The sequence below is a fragment of the Anditalea andensis genome, from assembly GCF_000714815.1.
In the GTDB taxonomy this organism is placed as follows: Bacteria; Bacteroidota; Bacteroidia; order Cytophagales; family Cyclobacteriaceae; genus Anditalea; species Anditalea andensis.
Map to the genome: position 1 here is coordinate 36,468 of NZ_JMIH01000005.1, position 22,349 is coordinate 58,816.

13 protein-coding genes are annotated in these 22,349 nt (G+C 42.3%); 2 read left to right on the top strand and 11 right to left on the bottom strand.

Annotated features, from left to right (window positions below):
* Positions 1–69: 69 nt before the first annotated feature.
* Both EL17_RS01575 and EL17_RS01580 read right to left on the bottom strand, forming a co-directional pair.
* Entirely contained in the window at positions 70–1,695 is a 1,626-nt protein-coding gene (locus EL17_RS01575) for a RagB/SusD family nutrient uptake outer membrane protein (protein WP_084166075.1), read from the bottom strand.
* 11 nt (positions 1,696–1,706) lie between these two features.
* On the bottom strand, positions 1,707–4,715 hold the full coding sequence (locus EL17_RS01580) for a SusC/RagA family TonB-linked outer membrane protein (RefSeq protein ID WP_051719714.1): 3,009 nt from the start codon (positions 4,713–4,715) through the stop codon (positions 1,707–1,709).
* A 358-nt stretch (positions 4,716–5,073) separates the two neighbouring features.
* On the opposite strand from EL17_RS01580, the gene EL17_RS01585 reads away from it, so the two are divergent.
* The gene (locus EL17_RS01585) at positions 5,074–7,599 is read left to right on the top strand and encodes a kelch repeat-containing protein (RefSeq protein WP_035069141.1); all 2,526 of its coding nucleotides are present in this window, start codon (positions 5,074–5,076) and stop codon (positions 7,597–7,599) included.
* 124 nt (positions 7,600–7,723) lie between these two features.
* Here the strand turns inward: EL17_RS01585 and EL17_RS01590 are convergent, their stop codons facing one another.
* The 9 genes from EL17_RS01590 to EL17_RS01630 all read right to left on the bottom strand — a co-directional run bounded on the left by EL17_RS01590 (position 7,724) and on the right by EL17_RS01630 (position 20,530).
* Positions 7,724–10,234, bottom strand: coding sequence for a TonB-dependent receptor (locus tag EL17_RS01590; protein ID WP_035069144.1), 2,511 nt, complete (start codon positions 10,232–10,234; stop codon positions 7,724–7,726).
* A 281-nt stretch (positions 10,235–10,515) separates the two neighbouring features.
* The gene (locus EL17_RS01595) at positions 10,516–11,409 is read right to left on the bottom strand and encodes an NmrA family NAD(P)-binding protein (protein ID WP_035069146.1); all 894 of its coding nucleotides are present in this window, start codon (positions 11,407–11,409) and stop codon (positions 10,516–10,518) included.
* A gap of 25 nt (positions 11,410–11,434) precedes the next feature.
* Entirely contained in the window at positions 11,435–12,370 is a 936-nt protein-coding gene (locus EL17_RS01600) for an alpha/beta fold hydrolase (protein ID WP_051719715.1), read from the bottom strand.
* 74 nt (positions 12,371–12,444) lie between these two features.
* Positions 12,445–13,008 (bottom strand): Crp/Fnr family transcriptional regulator, encoded by a 564-nt coding sequence (locus EL17_RS01605; protein ID WP_035069149.1) that lies wholly within the window; start codon positions 13,006–13,008, stop codon positions 12,445–12,447.
* A 228-nt stretch (positions 13,009–13,236) separates the two neighbouring features.
* The gene (locus EL17_RS01610) at positions 13,237–14,064 is read right to left on the bottom strand and encodes a hypothetical protein (RefSeq protein ID WP_035069152.1); all 828 of its coding nucleotides are present in this window, start codon (positions 14,062–14,064) and stop codon (positions 13,237–13,239) included.
* A 125-nt stretch (positions 14,065–14,189) separates the two neighbouring features.
* The gene (locus tag EL17_RS01615; RefSeq protein WP_051719716.1) at positions 14,190–14,966 is read right to left on the bottom strand and encodes a LytR/AlgR family response regulator transcription factor; all 777 of its coding nucleotides are present in this window, start codon (positions 14,964–14,966) and stop codon (positions 14,190–14,192) included.
* 102 nt (positions 14,967–15,068) lie between these two features.
* Positions 15,069–16,925, bottom strand: coding sequence for a tetratricopeptide repeat protein (locus EL17_RS01620; protein WP_035069155.1), 1,857 nt, complete (start codon positions 16,923–16,925; stop codon positions 15,069–15,071).
* Between the two features lie 266 nt (positions 16,926–17,191).
* Positions 17,192–17,599 (bottom strand): DUF2493 domain-containing protein, encoded by a 408-nt coding sequence (locus EL17_RS01625; RefSeq protein WP_164674900.1) that lies wholly within the window; start codon positions 17,597–17,599, stop codon positions 17,192–17,194.
* A 579-nt stretch (positions 17,600–18,178) separates the two neighbouring features.
* Positions 18,179–20,530, bottom strand: a complete 2,352-nt coding sequence (locus EL17_RS01630; RefSeq protein WP_051719717.1) for an outer membrane beta-barrel family protein — start codon at positions 20,528–20,530, stop codon at positions 18,179–18,181.
* A 383-nt stretch (positions 20,531–20,913) separates the two neighbouring features.
* Between EL17_RS01630 and EL17_RS01635 the strand changes: the two genes are divergently transcribed.
* Positions 20,914–22,164 (top strand): AI-2E family transporter, encoded by a 1,251-nt coding sequence (locus EL17_RS01635; protein WP_051719718.1) that lies wholly within the window; start codon positions 20,914–20,916, stop codon positions 22,162–22,164.
* The last annotated feature ends 185 nt before the right edge of the window (positions 22,165–22,349 follow it).

Below are 22,349 nucleotides of genomic sequence, written 5' to 3' on the forward strand. Positions count from 1 at the left end.
TCTCTTTATCAGGAATATATAAAGCCTTAGGGCAAGATCAATTGCTATACTAAATATTAACCCAATAATTTAATAACCTGGATTTTGAATCAGATTTGGATTTGAAACGACTTGTATATGAGGAATTGCGAACAGCTCTTTGTTTGGGTCGTTACTGGGCACATGATCCCACCATGAGGCTGTTACAAATTTGCCAAATCGGATAAGGTCAGTGCGTCTTTTTCCTTCGAAAATAAATTCCCGTCCACGCTCTTCCAATAGCTCATCCATGGTAAGGGTTTCTGTTGTATACATTTCATCTGCCCAGTCCTGATCAGAAAATGAACGCCTCCTGCTCTCATTGATCAAATCCAATGCTTCAGGAGTGGCCACACCACCGTTTATTCTCATCAATGCTTCTGCTTTATTGAAATAAAGTTCAGTCAACCTATAAATAATATAGTGATTTTCCCAATACCTTTCATCTGTAGTTCTACCTGAACGGTATTTATGAAAACGTGCTCCACTGTTTTCTTCACCACGGGTCATTCCTCCTTCTCCGGTTTCACCTTCTGAATTTCTTCTTATATTGTTTACAAATACCATCGGTTGACCACGATACTCCTCAGTCCCAAGAATGGGTTGCCCAGTATCAATATGTGTTTGGGGACCAAACAGAAACCACTCCTGTTTACGAAGGTCATTTTCCTGAAACTTGTCAAATGCAGTAGGTATTACCACAAAAGCATTGTTACCGCTATAATTTACCCCAAGAGCAGGGCTCATGTTGGCAAACCCGGCAAAGAACCCTGCCCAATTGAAAGTAAACCCACCAATTCGGCTAAAGGCAAATTGAAAGATGTTTTCTGGGGAAAGGTGGTTGGTATTGTTAAAGGGGCCTAATATATCCGGATCTAATCGCATTGGCCCATTTAAAGAGCCACCTGCTCCGCTTATGACCAGGTCACTGTATTTGATAGATTCTTCATACATGCGTACACCTGCCCATTTTTCAGCATTAAGGTAAAGCTCCGAAAGCATGGCATAACCTGCGGCCTTGGAAACCCTGCCTATCAGGGCCTGAGATAGTGGCTGTAATAATTCTACATTATCCTCAAGTTCTTTTCTGGCAAACTCAAAAACTTCTGCACGGCTGGCAGTCGGAGGGTTTACTGGATTTCCCACCCTAGTTACAATGGGTACATTGCCCCATAGGTCCATTATGCGCATGTAATGATAAGCACGCATTACCCGAATTTCAGCCAGTATTGATTCTTTTTCCTCTTCGGTCATACCTGCTGCAGCAAAATCAACTACCTCCATATCTTCAAGAATGGCATTAACATAACCAAGACCACTCCACATCAATGCCCAGGCATTTCTCATACGGCCTTCCTGATTGGTCCAGGTATGATAGTGCATACGGATATGGTCACCTCCATCAAATGCATGCCTTCCCTTTTGGGGCCAGGCCAATTGATCTGCAGACAGTTCTGAATGGTAAAAATAACCGTTCTGTCCAGTAGGAGCTAACCAAGCCTGCATATGTGTAAACGGTCGGAGAACACCTTGCATGATCTCCACCCTGTTATTGTAAAAGTTATCTTTGGTGAGTTGATTATAGACATTTTCATCTAAATCTGTACAACCTCCCATCAGTACAGCTACCCCTAAACAGAATATGCTGATTTTATTGATATATCGATTCAATTTCATTGTTTGTCTAATTAAAAGCCCACATTTAATCCGATTGTATAAGAATTTGTCCTAGGATAAAAACTACGTGAATCTATACCTGTGGTAAACCCTGTATCCTGGATCTCTGGATCTAAGCCACTGTAACCTGTAAATGTCAATAGGTTTCTTCCAGTCACATACACTCGTAGATTACGAACATAGTTGCTCACTATATTAAAATTGTAGCCTAAAGTCACATTATCCAGTTTTACAAAATCACCCCTTTCCAGGTAATAATCCGAATACTGTGGTGTATCATTTAACTCAGCATGAGTAGTTAATGCTGAACGTAGCATATTATTTGGCAACCAGGATTTATTTCCAAAATATAGTTCCTGGGTATTTAAAATATCAAATCCGAATTTACCTCTGAAAAACAATGTCAAATCAAAATTCTTATACCTGAAGTTGTTCGTCCAAGAAGCCATATAGCGGGGAACACCATTACCAATAACAGTCAGATCCTCTTCAGAAATTTCAGAAGCAGAGACTATACTTCCATCTGCTTTGAAGAATCGCCATTTACCGTCTTCACTAAAGCCAGCAAAGCGCTTCCCAAAGAAATTTCCAACTGTACCTCCTTCTACCAAGCGGATAGCATTACCCAAATTTCCTGGGTTAGGTAAACCCCCAAATTCCAAAAAGGTAGCTGAGTACACATCGTTAGTAAGCGTGGACAGCATATTGAACTGGGAATTGGCTGCAAAATCCATATTCCAAGAAAAATCAGCTTTTTTCATTACATTTCCGCTCAAAAATAATTCTACCCCTCTATTGTTTATAGTACCTACGTTGGTATATATATTACTGTGAATGTATGGAGGTTGCTGCGCTATATAATTGTATAATAAATCTACTGTCTGCCTATTATAAACATCTAATGCTCCAGTAATTCGGTTATTGAATAAAGAAAAGTCCAAGCCAAAATTCCATTCCTGCTTTCTTTCCCATTTCAAATCTGGATTAGGATTTCTCGATGGCCCATAGGTCTGATAAAAAACGCCTTCTTGTGGATACACCCCACCTGTGCCTAATGTAATCAATGATTGATAGTTGGGTATCCCCTGGTTACCGGTTACACCATAACCTACTCTGAGTTTCATGATGTTTATTTGAGACACAGCAGACATAAAACCTTCCTCTGCAATGTCCCACCCTACTGATACAGCCGGGAAATTACCCCATTTATTGTTGACTCCAAAACGCGAGGACCCTTCTCTACGTAAGGTAAACTGTGCAAAATACCTGTCTTTATATGCATAGCTGGCACGGCCAAACAAGGCAATTAAAGTATTATCTTGCTTTGAACTACCCATTCCAGGTCGAGGTAAAACAGTATTATTAATGGCACTTCCCGCACCTAGGTTCCAATCCAAAAATGCATCTGTGGTAAAGCCACTGTTATTGACATCAAATATTTCTTCTGTAAAATACTGAAAGCTATAGCCCCCAACAAAGTCTATGCGATGATCCCCCATTACCCGCTTATAATCCAAGGTACTTTCAAAAGTATTTTGCCAGTTTAGCAAATTCCTTTTATATGCATATCCGGTACCTTGATACTGTTGGTTAGGTCTTTGGGTAAAATCATTCATCCCCCTATACTGCCTATCATTCCAAGTATTGCGCTGATGCGCTCCGAATGCGGATATGTTCAGCCCTTCGAATATTTCATAAGTCATTTTAGCATCTGCTGAAAATGTATGTTGATTGCGCTCATTGATACGGTAAGCCAATCTGGATAATGGGTTATACAAGCCAGAAGCTTCTGTTTCAACAAAAGATCCATCAGGATGAAACAGCGGATCAGTGGGATTACGCTGAACTGCTTGTTCAAAATCATCGCCTACTCTCCCATCTTCACCTCTTCCTCCCAGTAGATTTGCATTATTAAAATTAGTTGCTACATTGGTCTGAAGCAGTAGTTTACCATTTAGTCCTCGATGGTTGATGTTGATTCTTCCTCCGATTTGCTCTCTGGTATTTTGTTTTGCTATGCCCTGGGCTTCATTATAATAAAGTGAGACGCGGTAATTGGTATTAGCATTACCTCCCGATGCCGCAAAATTATGGTACTGGCTTAAATTGTTCCGATTAAGAAGCTCCTCATATAAATCAGATGAACCACCACGGTCATTTCCTTCAGCTATCACACCTTGGGCTATTAATTCTCTATAACCTGCCGCATCAAAAATGTCAGGTCTCCGATCTATCACTTCTCGCTGAAAATAATTAGAATATTCAAAAGTAGGATCACCTGATTTTCCACGTTTGGTAGTGATCAAAATCACGCCATTATTACCTCTTGTACCATAAATAGCAGCAGCTGACCCGTCTTTTAACACATCAAATGAGGCTATATCATCTTGCTGCAATAAATCCAGGTTACCTCCAGGAATACCATCAATAACGATTAGAGGCTCCAGATTTCCTGTCAGGGAAGTAACACCACGTAACTGTATAGATGCTGACGAATTGGGATTGTTGCCCGCTGTACGGGTTACACTTAACCCCGCCACTTTTCCTTGGATCAAATCCAAAGGTGAACGCACTCCTCCTTGATTGAATTCTTCCACACTGACGGTGGCCACCGAGGAAGTGATTTCTTTTCTACGCTGTGTTCCGTAGCCGATAACCACAAATTCATCTAGGTTTTGTGAATCGGTATCCATCCGGATATTAAGCGAAGTTTGGGAACCAACCGTCCGCTCTACGTTTTTCAAGCCTATAAAACTGAAAATCAAGACAGATTGTGGGGAGGCGACTTCCATAGTGAATTTTCCTTCCAAATCTGAGACCGTACCATTAGTGGTGCCTTTTTCCAATATCGATACTCCCGGAAGCAGTTCCCCTTTATCATCGGCTACTACCCCTACTACCCTTATGCGCTCCTGGGCATGGATATGTAGGGAAATTAAAAGGAACAGTATCGTAAATAGGGTTTTGGTAGAAGTTTTTGCAAATAGTTTTTGATATTTATAATTTTTAATATTTTTCATACATTCATAATGTGATTAAAGTCATGTAATTTAAGGGTGCGAAATCGCTTTAGCATTCTGATCAAATCTGGTATTATCATAGGCATTGGGTTTTGAAGATCATTAAAATGTATAAAATGGAAGATGTAGTGTAAAGGCACACTTATGCTCATTGCATTTGGGCAAAAAAAAGGCGAAGCAGTTAATTAATACCAAATAATGAATTAATAAACAGGTTAATAAAAAATTAATTACCCAAAAAATGTAAATTTCAGATAAAAACCTGAATAAATTAATTCTGATCTAGAACAAACTGATTACTTATCAGCGGAAATCATAATATCATCCTGTGGTTACCCTACCACATTCCAGAAATAATATGAAAGCAATATATATTACACTGATATTCTTATTATTAATAAAACAACTGGCGACTGCAAACGACCCATTACAATCTGGATTGTTCTTTTCCTCCCATGAGGTAAACCAGGATCTTCGTACGTCGCTAAACCTTACTCCAACTGAGCCATATTCATTACAGGAAGGGTTTAGCATAGAATTCGATGCCCATTTCCGTAATCATGATGGATACTTTGGCTATATATACAGAATTATAGGGAATGATACCTTTAATCTTGACCTGGTAGCCAACCTGAACACTTCACATACTGCCTTTTGGCTGGTGGCAAAAGATAATATCCTTATTGGCTTTACATGGGAAGAGTTAGGTGGCAAAAATTTTGACGATTGGCTCCCGGTACGTTTGGAAGTAGACGGTGTCAGAAATACCGTACAACTGTCAATCAACGGGAAGCTAAAAGAAAGCTATATAGACCTTCCTCCTGCAGCCCTTAACCGACTGGATTTCCTCTTTGGCGCACATAAAACGCGGCATTTTTTAAGTACCGATGTGGCTCCCATGACCATAAAAAACATACAAATAAAAGACCATCTGCATGAAACGCTGGCATTTTGGAAGCTAGATAAACATCATAATCATCATATCTATGATGATATAAATGGATCTAAAGCTACTGTGTCCAATCCTATTTGGAGGATAGATAACCATACCAAATGGAGGCCAATGCTTTCCTTATCTATAAAAAATAAACTTGGGACCGCTATTGATATCAAGGAATCCATTCTTTACATCATAGGGTCAGAGGAACTGACTAAAATAGACTTAAATGCTCAAACCTATACTCAACTCAGTTATAAAAAAGGGAATCCATATCGATGCAGGCTAAACAGTTATATTTATGATGCTGAAAACCAAACCATTATATCCTATTCTTTTGACAACCCCGAACCCAGCATACTGGATCTGAACACCATGAGCTGGAGCCTGGATCCTCCCCACTGTGATCTGCCCCAATATTGGCAACACAATAGGATCTATCAAAACGAAATACTTACTACGTTTGGGGGTTATGGCCTTTATACCTTTAAAAATCATTTACAGCAGCTGGATATAAAGCATCAGCAGTGGGCTACACTCAAAACCATAGACGACATAGAACCAAGGTACCTATCTGCCATGGGACAGCTCACAAATGATGAGGTATACCTTTTTGGTGGATTTGGCAGTAAGTCAGGAGAGCAATACCTCGACCCGCACAATTATTATGATTTACATAAAATAAATATAGCATCTGGCCGGACAGAGAAACTCTGGGATAGGACCAGACAAATATCAAACCATTTTGTCCCCGTGGAATCCCTGGTTCCAACCAAGGAAAAAGACGGCTTTTATACGCTGATTTTTGATCATTCCAAATACGAAACCCATCTCAACCTGGTCAAGATCTCAAAAGATAAACCTGAGATGGTCACTTATACCGACTCTATCCCGTATCATTTTATAGATATAGGGTCATGGAGCAGCCTTTATTACCTGGAAGCTAAGCAGTCCCTCTTGGCCCTGACCATGGAAAATGATAGAATCTCTCTGTACACCATGGCCTATCCTCCCTTACATCCAGAAGATACTATCCAAAACCATACTCCCCCCTCATTTATAGGGAGATGGCCCTATCTCATATTGGTTATTATATTGGCCGGAGCTATTTTGACTTTTGTATGGCTGAAGATCAAACGTAAAAAACCAACTGATCAGGCTCCTAACAGTCCTATGGAACAGGAGCACATATCCGATCAGGTGTTTACCCGTCCAAAAGTTTCCTCCATATTATTTTTGGGAGGATTTGAAGCTTTTGATGCCAATGGTAAAAATATCACTTCGGATTTCACGCCCACGCTTAGACAGTTGTTTCTAATCATATACTTCTATTCCGTCAACAATAAAGGAATCACCTCTTCTAAATTAAAAGAACTGATATGGCCGGATAAATCTGACATCAGTGCTAAGAACAATAGAAACGTGAATATCAGTAAATTAAGACTGATACTGGAAAAAATTGGAAACGTCCATATAGACAGTGAAAATTCGTATTGGAAGCTCAGCCTCTGCGAAACGGTTTATTCTGATTTTGAAGAAGTATTGAAATTAAAAAACGAAATTAAAAACAACCCCGATCTACCTTCATCAAAAGTGATACGCTTGATCAACCTGTTTTCAGTAGGCGAACTATGCCCTAATATCCAATCCGAGTGGATGGACAATTTCAAAGTTCAATTTTCAAATATGGCCATAGATACATTATTTGATTTGCTTAAAGGGGGAAGCATAGCCCAAAACCAATATAGCCTTAGGATAGGTGTGGCAGAAACTATCCTGATCCATGACGTTCTCAATGAAGAAGCCATTAAGATCAAATGTCAGGCATTGTTTCAAATGGGGAAAAAAGGCCTGGCACTGCAGGCCCATGAAAAGTTTGCCAAAGAATATGAAAAGATGATGGGCACACCATATACCGGTTCCAGCCGGATCCTCTATGAGAGCTAGTAAATAAAAGTAAATAAATCCCTCATTTATTGACCCTTACTATATAATAAGTACGGTTTGTAAATAAATAACAAAAGAGCGGACATGTTTCAACCCGCTCTTTCTGAAGGAGATATCCCCACTCCTAGAACCTGCCCGTGATCTGCAGACCATACAGCCTCGGCGTACCGGCTATGAAAGTGGGTGTGCCGAATGTCAATCCAGTATTGCCCCCATCGATCAGAAACTGCTCGTCCAATAAATTGGTGCCGTATACCGCAAATTCCCATCTCCTTTTCTGTCCATAATACCCCAGACGGGCATTGAGCAAGCCGTATCCGGCCTGTTCTACCCCTGCCTGGTTTTCTTCTTCAAAAAACACCTGGGATTTATAGCTATAGGATGGCCTTATGAATATACCCCCATTGCCCAAAGGGAAATCCCCCAGGATACCCACCGAAAAACTGTGCTTTGGCGTAAGCCTGAACCTATTGCCGGCGAGTTCCTGGGGATTTCCATTATTATCGGTTTCATCAAATTTGGCATCTACAAAGCCATAGTTTCCGAATAGGGAGAAATTTCTGGTAAAAGCATATCTGAAACTTCCCTCTATCCCTGTGGCCCCTGCATTTCCTGCATCACGCGTGATGGCCTGCAGTGTACCACCCTGGTTTTCAATGATCACCACCTGAAAATTACTGTAATCATACCGGTATGCTGCCAGATCATAACTGAACCTTTTGTACAATCCCTTTAATCCCACTTCATATGACCATACGATTTCAGCATTTAGTTCATTGGGACCATCGGCTGTCACCTGGATTACATTTGGCCTTCTGCCCCTGGATACATTGACATAACTGTTCAGGTGTTCATTTATGGTATAAGCCACCACACCGCGGCCTATGAGGGAATTAAAAGTACCTTCACCCCTTACTATACCCTCCGTAGGCCTGAACACCAGATTGGGTGCTGCTCCGAACGGATTGCCCAAAGCTAAACTGGCCACACTGGGCGATCCATGATTAAATGCCTGATAACCATTGTCTACCCGCTCATGACTGGCCCTGAGCCCCAGTGTAAATGCCAGTCTATTTAGGGAATAGGTAGCATCTGCAAAAACTTCATAGGCATTCACCTGTCCGTAATTCTGATAGCTTTCCGTATGCCTGTCTTTTAGAGGAACACCCAATAAACCACCCGCCCCTAAAAATGGGGTTCCATCAGGATTGAAGGGAGGCAAAATCGGAAATGCTCCCCCGGAAGCCGTATGAAGTAAGGGGCTCACTAAAGCCACAAAGCTGTTTTCATTCGTTTGGAAAGGTACCCGCTGAAATCCATTTTCATGAAAATAGGACCCGCCCATAAAACCTGAAAATCCCCTGTTGTTATCATAAGTAAACCTAAGCTCCTGACTGAATTGCCGTCCGAAAGCTATTTCAGAAAAGGACAATGCCGGTAGTTCACTGCCATCGGCATCAAAGGCTTCATCGGAATAGAATTCTCTATAGGCAGTGATGGCGTTGATGGTCAGCTTATCGGTCAGCAAATGATCTACCAATACGGTTCCTCCCCATACCTTCCTATCTATACCCAGGTCCTCCCCCCCTTCAAGATTTGCAGGCCCAAAAGGATTGGGCTCCCTACCAGGGGGTGATACCGTACCGCTGATGAAGGCAGTTCCGGGATAACTGTCCCGCTGATAGTTATATATGACATCCACTACTGTCCTATCCGTTGGCAGCCATCGCAGTGAACCTCTCAGCGCTCCTGTTTCTTTACCGTTCAGTTTGCCTCCGGAAAGATTTTCTATGAAACCATCCCTTTGGTTATACTGACCTGCCAACCGAAAAAAAAGCTTATCAGATACCGGCGCATTGATATATCCTGAAGCAAGCTGCTGGTTATAGTTACCATAGCCCAAGGTCAGTTCGCCACCCAAATCTCTTTGGGCTTTATTCTGGACGAAGTGTACGGCACCGATCTGCGCCCCGCGGCCAAACAATGTCCCCTGTGGTCCTTTAAGAACCTCTACCCGCTCCATATCAAACACCTCTATCACCGATCCCCTGGATTTAGATATAGAAACACCATCCTGAAAGACCGACACCCTTGGTTCTACCCTCGAATCCCCATTATCAGAAGTAATTCCCCGGATGACAAAACCGGGATTATTGGGGCTCTGCAACTGTACCTGAAGTCCCGGGACAAATTCAGAAAGGGCATCAATTTCGCGGATATTGAAATCATTGAAAAATCTTTTGTCGTAAGAGGTAACCGCTACCGGTACCTTTTGGATGTCCTGCTCTCTCCTTTGGGCAGTGACCATGGCTCCTTCCAGTAACACTTCACTTTCTGATAAGCTGAAATCAAGTCGCCCATCACTATTGCCCAAGGTAATGGTCTTTGACTCGGCGGTAAATCCGACAAAGCTGGCTTCGATAGTGTATGTCCCTGCCCGTAGTCCCGAGAGCAGATACTCTCCTGTAGCAGAGGTGGTGGCACCCAAGTTAGCCATGTCTTTCACGCGTATGTTGGCGCCGGGAATAGATCCCCCAGTTGCATTCACTACCCTGCCGGATATATTTACAGCAGTTTGGGCCACATTCGACCCCCAGACACCCAGAAAAAAGGTAAACAGTAAAACATATTTCATTGCTATTTTTATTTAAAAGTTCCCCCAAATATCCAAATAGGGGCTTTCAAATAGGTTATGAAATGATGAAGCTTAATGGATCTGATATTAAGATTATATAAAATCAACAGGCCTGACATCATGTACAAGTATTAGAAAAGACACTTTTATATAAAATGACGGTCAGTGGGAAATGGCAGACCAAAAGCCCTACTTCAGGTTTCCTATATCGGACAAAACGCCCCGCTATCCCACTGACCATCTATTCCATTTTCTAAATAAGCGGCGATTGACTTCTTTTACTATTTCACTAAAGTTTGGATAAAACCTAAGCTAGACGTCCAGGTTAGATTTTGATAAAGCCCGTTGGATAATTGCGTATGCTGGGTGGAAAACATGGAATACATGTACTGCCCCTGTTGCCATTTTGCATATAATTCCTGTTCCCCTGCAGGATATTGGGCCCTTTGTTCCTTTATAAACCTGGAAAATTCTTCCAAATCAGAAAGTTGATGAAGCCTATATTCCTCCCCGGTTATTTGCTTCAGATCATGCCTTAAACTATTGGGACTTACTTGAAAACTGGCTATCTGCAGGTCCCTAGGGGCTGCATCATCCAGGGCCACTTCTGCGGTAAAGGCAGCAGTGTCGTCCATTGTGGTAAAATCCATTTTCCAGTCTGCCTTGTTTCCCCAGTAGCCTATACTCTTTTCTTTTAGGTTTAAAAGGGGGGTATTGTATCGGAGGATATCAGCAAAAGCACCATTGAATACAGAACTGACCTGAATGGGCCTGGTATCTATAAAGTTTTTAAAATTTCTCCTCAGGTCAAAATTTCTGTTCTCCCCGGGCACCAGGTGATTATAATCAGTACAAAAATCGGAAGGTATAAACCTGGGAACACCTGCTCGAATGGCCCCTTCTACTATATTAGACTGTAATCCCTCAATGACATCTCCCAGACCGGCCAGGGCCGAGACTAAGCAGGTAGCTCCTCTACTTGCCTTTGAAATGGCCTCTATGCTATTGAAATCTACCTTCTCTACCTTGGCCCCTGTTTTTTCCAGGGCCATTATTTTTTCTGTATCGGTATAAGATCTTACGAGGGCACATACTGTGACATCCCGTTTTATAAGTTCTTTTATGATCCGTTTACCTAAATTACCGGTACCTCCCACTACGATTATTTTTTTCATTGGAATGTTTTTTTTAGCTGACCGATTAAGACAAAAAATTCACTACCGCATCCAGCACCTGCTCTGGCTGCTCTTCAAACATATAATGCCCACTATCTAAGATCCCTACCATCTTCAGATCTACCGCTACATAGGGTAAACCCATTGACATGTATTGATAACTTATATAACTGCCAATTCCCAACACGGGCATTTCGAGGGGCTGATACATTTTTGAATCTTCTATGTCCTGTAAAAAAGCCTGGTACCAGGCATTGGCCGCCCGGATGCTTTCAGCTTCGTTATAAACAGCAGCGTATACGGCCCTATCCAAGGCAGACATCTTGTTCTCATCAAGCATAACATATTGGAAAAGCCAATCCAGTAGGTGGTGGAATCGTCCCTCCAAAATCTTTTCCGGTAATCCTTTGACCTGATTGAACCCCATCCACCAGGCATAGGGCACCTTTGCATCCATTTTATCTTTAAATGTGCCCGGATAAGGCAGTAAACTCATCTGCATCATTCCTTCACTCGGATGAGAGCCATCTAAAACGATCAGCTTATCGGTAAAGTGAGGAAAATTAAAGGCAAAACTCATGGCGATCATTCCCCCTATGTCATGTCCCATGATATGGACTTTTGGGAATCCCAGCAGCTTTACCAGCTCCAGGATATCTGTGGCCATTGTTTTTTTATCATAGCCGGCTTCCGGTTTATCAGAGCTTCCCATACCTCTTATATCCACTATGATGACCCGGTAAGAAAGGGCAAGTGAGGCAGCGACAGGATGATATGAATACCATGTCTGGGGCCAGCCGGGCAAGCAGACCAAAGGTTTACCTTCACCGCCCTCTACATAATGCAGCCGTACCCCATTGACAGTGGCATACCGATTGGTGAATCCTAGAAAATGGGAAATTAAATCTTCATCAGCATACAAATCCTGAGTGCTCATGGTAGTGTGATTGGATAGTGTCATCGTCTTAACTTTTGTTGACCCAAAAGTACCATGAACATCAACCTGTAAAACTACCAAATGGTAGATAATGGGTTTCAGCGCATTTTTTTTCTGATCCGGCTCAGGGCGTTAGGTGTGATCCCCAGTACTGCTGCCAGCTGCTTTACGGGAACCTTCTGTATAAGTTCTGAGTTGGCCATAAAGGAAAGGTACCTTTCTTCAGCCGATAAAGTTTGGAAATTGAGCAGCTGATCGATCATCCTCACTGTGGTTGCTTCCCATATTTTCCTGCCAAACTCCTCCCAAGCAGTAATTTGGGCATACAAGAAATCCATGTCGTTTTTCTCTATCACCACCAACTTCGTTGCTTCAGTGGCTTCGATATTGAAACGGGTGGGCTTTTGTGGATGCAGGCTTGAGATTTCAGTGAAAAATTCATTTTTAAACATCACCCATGAGGTGTTTTCCTTATCCTCCCCATCATAAAAAAAGCGGACTCCTCCAGATACGACAAAAAAGTACTGTTGGGCAATTTGGCCCCTTCTTAAGATCAATTTACCTTTTGGAACCTGCTTTTCGCTGCATCGGGAAAGGACAAGCTGCAAATCCAGATCATCTATCCAGACTATCCCTTTAATAAATGCGATAAACTCTTCCATAATACCTGTAGCCTCCAAATATTTCTACGAATGTAGTAAACATTTTCTTATACAGGATGAGGTTTACCCCGCTACTTCTGGCTGGATATTAAAAAATAAGCCTACAATGAAAGCGAAGCTGAGCCCATCGTAAATATAAGATGGCAGGTGATGTCCCGGAAGTGCTTTGAAAGGTTTTTACCTTCTACCTCTCATAGTACCAGGCATCCCAATTAGAAATATAAGGCCCTACTCTATTGCTGCTATTTTGACATTGGAGACATATACACGGTCATTTCTTTCCATGCGTCTTCCTGGGGCATTGATGAAAAAATATTTGGCTGAATCCGGATACATCATTTCTGTATCCAATACTTTATATTGATCCACATACACTTTCATCCAGCTGCCATTGGTCACTTCTATCTCTACGCGCATCACACGGCGGGCATAGTTTCCTAAGGGAAACTTGAAATCGTCCTTTTTTCCTACTTCACTGACAAATTTGATGTTGCTGCTGTTTCCCCAATAATTCAATCTTATGCCTGCTACAGCACTGAACCAATCATCATTGAGCTGGTTACTCCGGTGAAAACCAAAGAAAAAATCATCTCCTATGGAGGCTTTTTCCAATCTGGTCAGGACATCAAAGGTGACGGTAAAGTTTTCCGGAAGTTCGTCTATCTCTGCTATTTTATAATTGTTTTTATTATGAAACTGAAGCCAATTCCCCGGTACACCCGGCACTTGCACCACTGATCCGCCTCCACTGCTTTTCCATTTTTTGGGCATGCTACCAGCAGTCTCGGAGCTGAAATCATCTTCAAAGATCATGACCGATCCGGAAGTGAAATCATATACTTTTTCAGGTAATTCAGCTAATATATCCTCATTGGGCCCTCCCCCTATGCTTTGATTTTTGGCTGAAGAACTTCCATTGATCACCTTATCGGCTTCTTTTTCTATTTTTTTCTCTACGGATTTTTTGATGCTCTTCAATACCTGGCCATGAGCATGAAAGGTGCCTGAGGTTAAAAGCATCGTCAAAATCACAAATGGAATGGCATTTAGTTTCATAAACAGTTTAAATATTGTGGATAATCTATACCTGAAATTATGAAATGTATATGGAATAGGCTTATTGGAGGAAGCCTATTTAGAATTCGCCCGCATCGGCCGAGAATTCAGGGGCATCTCCCCCCTCAAAGGTGGTCAAAGAAGGCTAAGAGCTGCGCCCGTTTGTTTTGCGACACCGGGATGTGGCTGTCGTTTTCGAGAACCAGCTGGTTGTTTTTTTTCTGAAAGGATTTGATGTAGCGAGCATTGACCAGGTGGGACTGATGCACCCTGAGAAATCCACTTGGAGCCAATTTGGCCTCAAATGATTTCAACGGCAGCGATACAGTGATTTTATCACCGCTATATAGGTAAAATATGGTGTAATTATTATCCGATTCTGCCTGAAGTATATCTTTCACTTTGATAATGTGGATGGTATCGGTACTCTTCAATACTATTTTTTTATCTTCATATTGTTCCTCCCTGTAGTTATAAAAAAAGGTTTCCAGTTGTACCTGAAAGGAAGCCATATCCAGTTGTCTAAGGACTTTATGGACCGCTTTCAGCAGCTCAGTTGGGGTAAAAGGTTTTAAAAGATAGTCTAGGGCACTGTACTTAAATGCTTCTACAGCATAGTTGGCATATGCAGTTGTAAATATTATTTTAAATGATTTACCAGGTGCACTTTGTCTGAGCTTAGCCAAGAGCTCAAATGAATCCCCATCCGGTAGATTGATGTCCATGACCAATAACTGGGGACTTTGTTCCCTGATAATGGCTTCCGCTTCTTTGAGATCTTGGGCTTCCCATATGGCCGTAAAATCACCGGTCCCTTCCAGGATATCTTTTACATAAAGGCGGCTTTGTGCTTCATCTTCTATGATGAGACAGGATATTGTATGATTTTCGGCTATATGCATCTTACGAATTTGTGTCCTGGGTAAAGGTACCTACCCCTTGGGTCCAATATAATGGCCTAAGATACCTTTTCTATATGGGTTATCCATGTTTATCATACATGATTAAGTGGAATATGGGATGCTGATGCACACTTTTGTTCCCGGAAATTCAGGATCAGGCCTCGAATGCGAATATTCTATGGATATTTTTTGGTTATGAGAAGCATTATATGTCTGTATGCGTTTATTGATGATCTGTTTACCCATTGACCGGTGGGCCTGTGGTTTTTCTATCTGGATTCCCTTCCCATTATCAGTAATTTCTGCTATCAGATAGGTTTCCCTGATTTCAAAATGAAGAGAGATCATTCCATTTGCCCTATTTTTGATACCATGTACGATGGCATTTTCCACAAATGGCTGAATGAGCATTACCGGTATGAATATGCTGTCCGGATCATCGATATGGTGAAGGGTGAGGTGATACTCGAATGTGTCGCCGGAGTTCAATTGGTGGAGCCTAAGGAAATCTTTTGTCATTTGAACTTCTTCAGAGAGCGGGATTTCTTCCCGGTCCGAGGTCTCCAGTACCGTCCGGATCAGTTTACTGAAACTGTTTAGGTACTCCATTGATTTTTCCCCATCATTCTTATATATAAAATGCTGGATACTTTGCAGGGCATTGAATATAAAGTGCGGGTTGAGCTGGGCGCGTAAAAAGCGCTGCTGGAGGGCAGCCCGGTCCAGTGCTTGTTTGGTACGCTGCTGTTGCTGCCAAAGGTAAATTAAGCTACCCAGTAAAAGGACAAATGCCGCTATCCCAATGGCCACGATCCGCTGCTGGCGGATCAGCTGTTCCTGTAGTTCATTTTCAGCCTGTAAAACATCAATCTGTTGCTGCTTTTTATTGGCTTCATATTTTTCGGTGATTTCCGCTATTTGTTCTTTCAGATGGAGCTGGGACAGGGAGTCACTTATTTGGGTATGCTGTTCCAGATAGCCCAAGGCCCGTCCGTAATCCTGCTGATTTGAGGCTGTGTTTTTAAGGTTGAGCAGTATAGGAAGTTTCTCCTCTCCCATGGCATGAGCCAGCGCTTCATGGTAATACTGCTCTGCTTTCACATATTGTCCGGACATGTGGTAGGCATGCCCTATATTGTTCAGGGCCGCCAGAGGCCTGCCCTGCTGGGTATTTTCTTTGATCGCCAAGGCTTTGTGCCCGGCATCTATGGCCATCTCCCACCTGGAGTCCTCCGCGTATATTTTACTGAGGTTGGTATAAAGTGTGGATAGGATAGCCTGGCTTCCCAATTTTTCTGCCAGGTGTATGGCTGTCTTAGCCAGCTGCTCCCCTTGGGCATAGTCTCCCAAATCCAGAGATAGGGCCACCAGGTTGGTCATGACATGAAGCCTTACAGTGCTGCTTTCTTCCAGCAAGCCAAGCGCTTTTTTGAAATACATACTGGCATTTTGGAAGTCTTTCATGCCGGCATATAAAGCACCCAGGTTAATGTACACTTTACTGACTTCTTCGGGATTTTGCTGCTCTTGGATGTATACCAGACTTTGATGGTACATTGCTATGGCTTTATCCGGCATATGCCCATACTGGAACACCGCTCCCATGCCATTGTAAAACCTTCCCACATAAAGGCTGTCTGCTAATTTTTGTGACAAAGTAAGTCCGGAGGCATAGTGTGATTCTGCCTCTTCCAATTTCCCTCCATGCAGGAGTTTGGTACCTTCCGTGTAGAAACTGTCCAATAGGTACCTATTTGATTCCTCGGCGGGATTCAGGGTCTGGGCGGGTTTATTTTGAGGAGGAAAAGTGTCCTGACCGGGCATTTTGGCACCCATTATCCGTCCGGGAGCTACCAGAGCACGCCTTTTCGGTGGTTGGGCAAAAAGACTGTAATGGCACAGTGAAAGTAGCCCCAAATATAGAATAGCTTTCCGTGCGGTTAATAAAAATTTCAACATGATAGGACAGTACTGATGATCTATTTTAATAGACGGTGCTTTTCTTAAAAAACGGTTGGGTTGTCAAATTTAATAAAAACATCCCAACTAAAGTGAAGTCAGCAGAAAAAGTCATGGGAACATGGTACGAAGTATGGAGGGTACGCGAGGTGAAAAGGAAACCCCTATACGGCGTCTATTCTACCGACCGGAGGGAGCGGAGAAATCTCAGCTATGCAATTAATCGGTATAGGAGACCTCTCCGCTCCGGTCGAGGTGACGGGGGATTAATTATTGGAGATATTATTACCCGGCAAAAATCCCCTCACTTCCTTCACTATTCGGGCCATACGTTTGGCCTTCCTGATCATACAGGGAATAGACGAGCTTTCCCCATACCAAAAAGCAATTAGGATCTCACATTTTTCTATAATCCGATAATATTCCTTCCATATTGTCAACCGTCCTTTTTGATGTCTTGGCCAGCAGGCCTCAAGAGGAATATTGTTTTCCCGCGCATACCGTTCAGCCAATCTTTCTATTTCGTTTTCTCCACAGGTCGTGATCCTAGTGACATGTAAGTCATCCAAATGCCATTTTAGCACCTGATAATCTTTGAAATGTTCACAACCTATAATGGAAATATGCATGGCAGTAGTAGTCAAATTTAATTTTAGGAGAAAAAAAATAAACATTAAAAAATTATATATTGTATTTTTGTTAAATTTAAAAAATTATTTTTTATTTTCCTAATTTATATTATAAAATTTTATTATTGTTTTATTTTATAAAATTTATTTGTGACTATTGCTAAGTTATACGCTCAGAAAATAAGGCTGATTGGAGGAAGTGCCGGTACGGTAGCAGGATCGGTTTTTAGTTATGCACCTTGCTGATCTTTGGGACCAGCGGCAGGGGTTTGGCACAGCGGTGATATGTACTTACGGATAGATTGTAAGGCTTTTCAGCAAGTTTTTCTTAGTATTTAATAATATGCAATTGCTTTAGCGGCCCTGTGCGACACGCTTTGGAGTACGGATACCGGGTTCATGATTTTTCTATTGACTTGCTACACCTTTCAGGGTGGGACCATCTACAGACCATAATTCTCCAGTCATGAGACACCTTCAGCATCTTGGCTGCAGTTCCCATGCCGCTCTTCAGAATGAGCAATCCCACTCAGTATAATCCTTATTTAAAATAACCGGGGATGGCAGATCACCTATTCAGGGGAATATGCTTTGAACCTTTACAACGCTTCCTGTATCGGGTTCCTAAAAATTATATTTCCCACTGACCAGGACAAATCTCGTCTCATTTTTGGAATAAAATTCCTGCATAAAACTATTGGTCAGGCTGAATCCGGCAAATCTCCTGGTATCAAATATATCCCGTACACTCAAGCTCAAACTTGTTCTGCCGGCCCAGAACCCCTTTTGGAAATTTACATCAAGGTAATATTGGGAGTAATCCCGCCCTTGGGCTTCAATCTCGGCAGATTCATAATTCCCGACCAACTGGATATTCATGTCCCAGGGCAACTTTATATCATTGGTGACTTTCGTGTTACAGGCAAACCCATCATTTACAAACTCCTCTCCCAGATTGGATCCGTCCACGTATATCCTAAAGACAGTGGCACCCCCACTCAGGGTCCACCAGGGGGTAAATTGGGCCAGGCCTATAAATTCCACGCCATAGGAGATGGCACTGTTCAGATTGGCAGGCTGGGAATAGGATATGCCTTCCTCAATCAGGGTAATAAAATCCAGTTGACCGTCTACATAGCGATAAAAGAGATTGGTGGTATAACTGGAACGCTCCAAATTGAGCAGGTGCCCAAGCTCGAATGAATAGATCATCTCGGGCTGCAGATTGGGATTGCCCCTGCGCACATTCAAAGAATCGGTTATATCCGGAAAAGGATTTAGCCTCCAGGCAGTAGGTCTATCTATTCTTCTGCTGAAGGAAAATTTAATATCGTTTTGTTCATTTATTTTATATAAGGCCTGTAAACTGGGAAACAAATTGATATATTGTTGTTTATTTACCGTTTGGGTATTGGCTAGATAAGTGTCCAAAACCGTGTGCTCCCCCCTTAATCCGATCGTATAATCGAATTTTTCTGCTGTCCGGCTAAACAAGAAGTAAGCAGCATAAATGTAATCTTTGTAAACAAACCGGTTGCTTATGCCAGGATCCTCTATGAAAGCATCCCGTGTTTCTTCAAAACGGCTATAGCTATAATCATTGTCAAACTTTCTGATAGTGGCCTTGGCCCCGGTTTCTATTTTGCTGTTTTCATTTACCGGGGTGATATAATCCAACTGAAAGACGGAGATATTCCTGGTCTCGTCAGTGAATGCCCTTTCCATACCATTCAGATTTTCGGGAGAGGGCATTAAGGTATTACGGAAAATATCTATGTTCTGGGTTTTATATTGATTTCTGAAGGAATGGCTGGCACTTACCCGTAACTGTTTTTCAGGGTCGTCAAAGGTCCTTTCAAAAATTACGGCATTGTCAAGTCCGTCATCATCTTCTGACTCATTGTTCCTGCGCACATAATCCAATATACCCATACCGGTATTGGAATCGCTCAGTTGGGAAAACAATGTATTGAGCTGATCATCTACATTGGTGGTGTAAACGCCCTCATAACTTAGGATATTGTTCCCAAAATAATAGTCCCCCCCATATTGGAAGGTATGGCCGGTATTTTCAGATTCATTCACTCCCCTTTGGTTAAGGATTTCATTATCATCAAAAATTTCCCTTATGGTATTTCTTAGCCCCACATCCCTCCATCTTCTGAAATTATACCCTCCATAAATGTTGTATCGGGCAGTACGGTGGTTGATCCGGGCACCCGTGTTCATCCTTCCGCGGGTGCCGTAAGTAAACTCTGCCCCCCCATTGGTTCCCAGATCTTGCCCTTTTTTAAGGATGATATTGATGACCCCACCTTCGGCCTCTGCATCAAAGCGTGCATTGGGATTGTTGATGATTTTGATTTGTTCCACGGCACTTGCCGGAAGCTGGTCCAGGTTTTGGGTCAGGGAAGAGTTTCTTCCATTGATCAAAATATTGGTGGCAGAACTGCCCCTAAGGGATATGGTGCCATCTTCTGAGACACTTATCGAAGGTGTGTTGCGTAAAATATCCAGCAGGGTGCCCCCTATATTGGACAGGTTCTGATCTGGGCTTATGATGATCCCTTCTGCGTCAGACCGGAAGGGAAGGCGGCTGGTCTGCACCACTACTTCCTGGAGGTCCCGGCCCTCTCCTTCCAGTGGTATTTTACCCAAGTTGGTGTTTTGGCTCAATTCCACCTCGTTGATGATTTTAGAGCTATACCCGATGATGTAAATTCGTACGGAGTAACTGCCGTATGGAACCATCATCTCAAACCTTCCATTATCACCGGTATCTGTAAATGCTTCGGGCTGTTCTTTTCCCGGCTTGAACACCGCCACTTGGGCGTAGGGGATCCCAGCCCCTGTTGCTGAATCTATGATATCCCCTGTAAGCTGGTAGCTTTTGGCAGGTGGTATACCCTGCCCTGATATAATCCCAATAGGTAATAAAACCGCAAGGATGAAAAATAAAATTTTCATTGATTTCATGGGATTATGTATTTATTTTATTGTAACCTGACTTTTAATATAGAGTTTAAAAATTTTGAAAAGAACGCGACCCCATACGCCGTCTTTTTGAGCAGATTAATATGACGATTGGTTCTCACTTAAAGGTTAAGCGAGCGTCACTAAATAGATCAAAAGCTACTATCTGATGGGATTGCAACATTTATTTTCTTTTGGTCATGCCAATAAAAAAAGGAGAACGATTATTGATAACACCACGACTGATACTATACCATCTATATGTCCAAAGCAATTTTTCCAGAAAAACAGTCCATCCACTTCTTTGACTTCACCATTTTTTTAGAGTTCCTATAAATATATGGCTATGTTCAATTCTTTATCACCCCAATGAAATCCACTTTAATATGGAAAATAAACTGATGAGAATCCTTCTCTATTTCACCCTGGTATCTTTAGGCCTTACTTCCTTTTTTTGGGGAATTATCATGGCCCAGGGTTTTCTCGCCCCTTTGGTAGTAGCGGTACTCTTGATGATGGTGATACTGCCTATAGCCAGATGGATGGAAAAAAGAAGTGTGCAGCGGGGATGGGCCTCCTTCTTTTCCACTTTCATTATACTCTTGTTTTTTATCACCATTGCCGGGGTGGTAGGCCTTCAGGTAAAAAAATTTACCGAACAATGGCCGGATATCCAAAGGAGGCTTCAACCCAACATTGAGCTGACCCGCAATTTTGTAGAGGACAAAACGGGTATGGAAATGCAAATCCCGCAGTTTCTGGAAAACAGCGGAAGTGAGGAAGCTCCCATAAAAAATGAAGCTGAAAATGCCGGTTCGATCAGAAATCCCAACCCCCAGGATATCCCTCAATCAGGTACAGCGGCGCAGGAGCAAGAGACAGGGACATCATCACCTGATCATGAAAACGGATCTATGATCCAGAAAGCGGGAGGATACGCCCTCTCTTTTTTCGGCTTTTTGGGTTCTTTTATGCTTACGTTTATCTATGTCTTTTTTTTCTTACTCTATAGGAATAAATTTAAACAGTCTATTTTGAAAATGACACCAGACAACAGCCGGGAGAAAGTAAAAGAGATCATTTCACAGTCCCTGACTATAGCCCAAAACTATCTGTTCGGCAGGCTTTTACTGATTATTTTTTTAGCTATCATTTATGCTATAGGATTATCGATATCCGGAGTGGAACAGCCCATTCTGATATCCGTACTGGCAGCAGTGCTTTCTTTGATGCCGTATATCGGGAACGTGATCGGTTATGGTCTGGCAGTGAGTATGGCTTTTATTTCGGGCAGTGGCATGCCTGGTGTATTGGGTGTGACGGTTACATTTTCTATTGCACAATTTGTGGAGAGCTATATCCTGGAACCCTATGTGGTAGGCGAGAAAGTAAATATCAATCCGGTATTTACCATAATTATAGTAGTGTTGGGCGGTGCGGTCTGGGGCATAGTTGGGATGCTGGTAGCTATTCCTGTACTGGCCATCCTCAAAGTGGTATTTGATCACATCCCTACCCTATCGGCATTGGGATACCTGTTTGGGGAAGAGGATTTAGACGATGGTGATGATGATAGAGATGGTTTTTTCAGCAAATTAAAAAACAAGTTGACCGGGAAGGATGCGGGAAGAGCATAAAGAATATTAGAGCGTTCAACCCATTCAGGGTTGCAAAAAAACATGCGTTCATCTACATCCCCGGGTTTTACCCAGGGCTATTGAAAAGTTTGACCCCAGCCGGGGTCGGATGATGAAGGAATGCAAACAGCCATTTTAAAAGTACCAGTTTTTCACAATTCAAAAGTGCCAGTTGTAATCTTCCC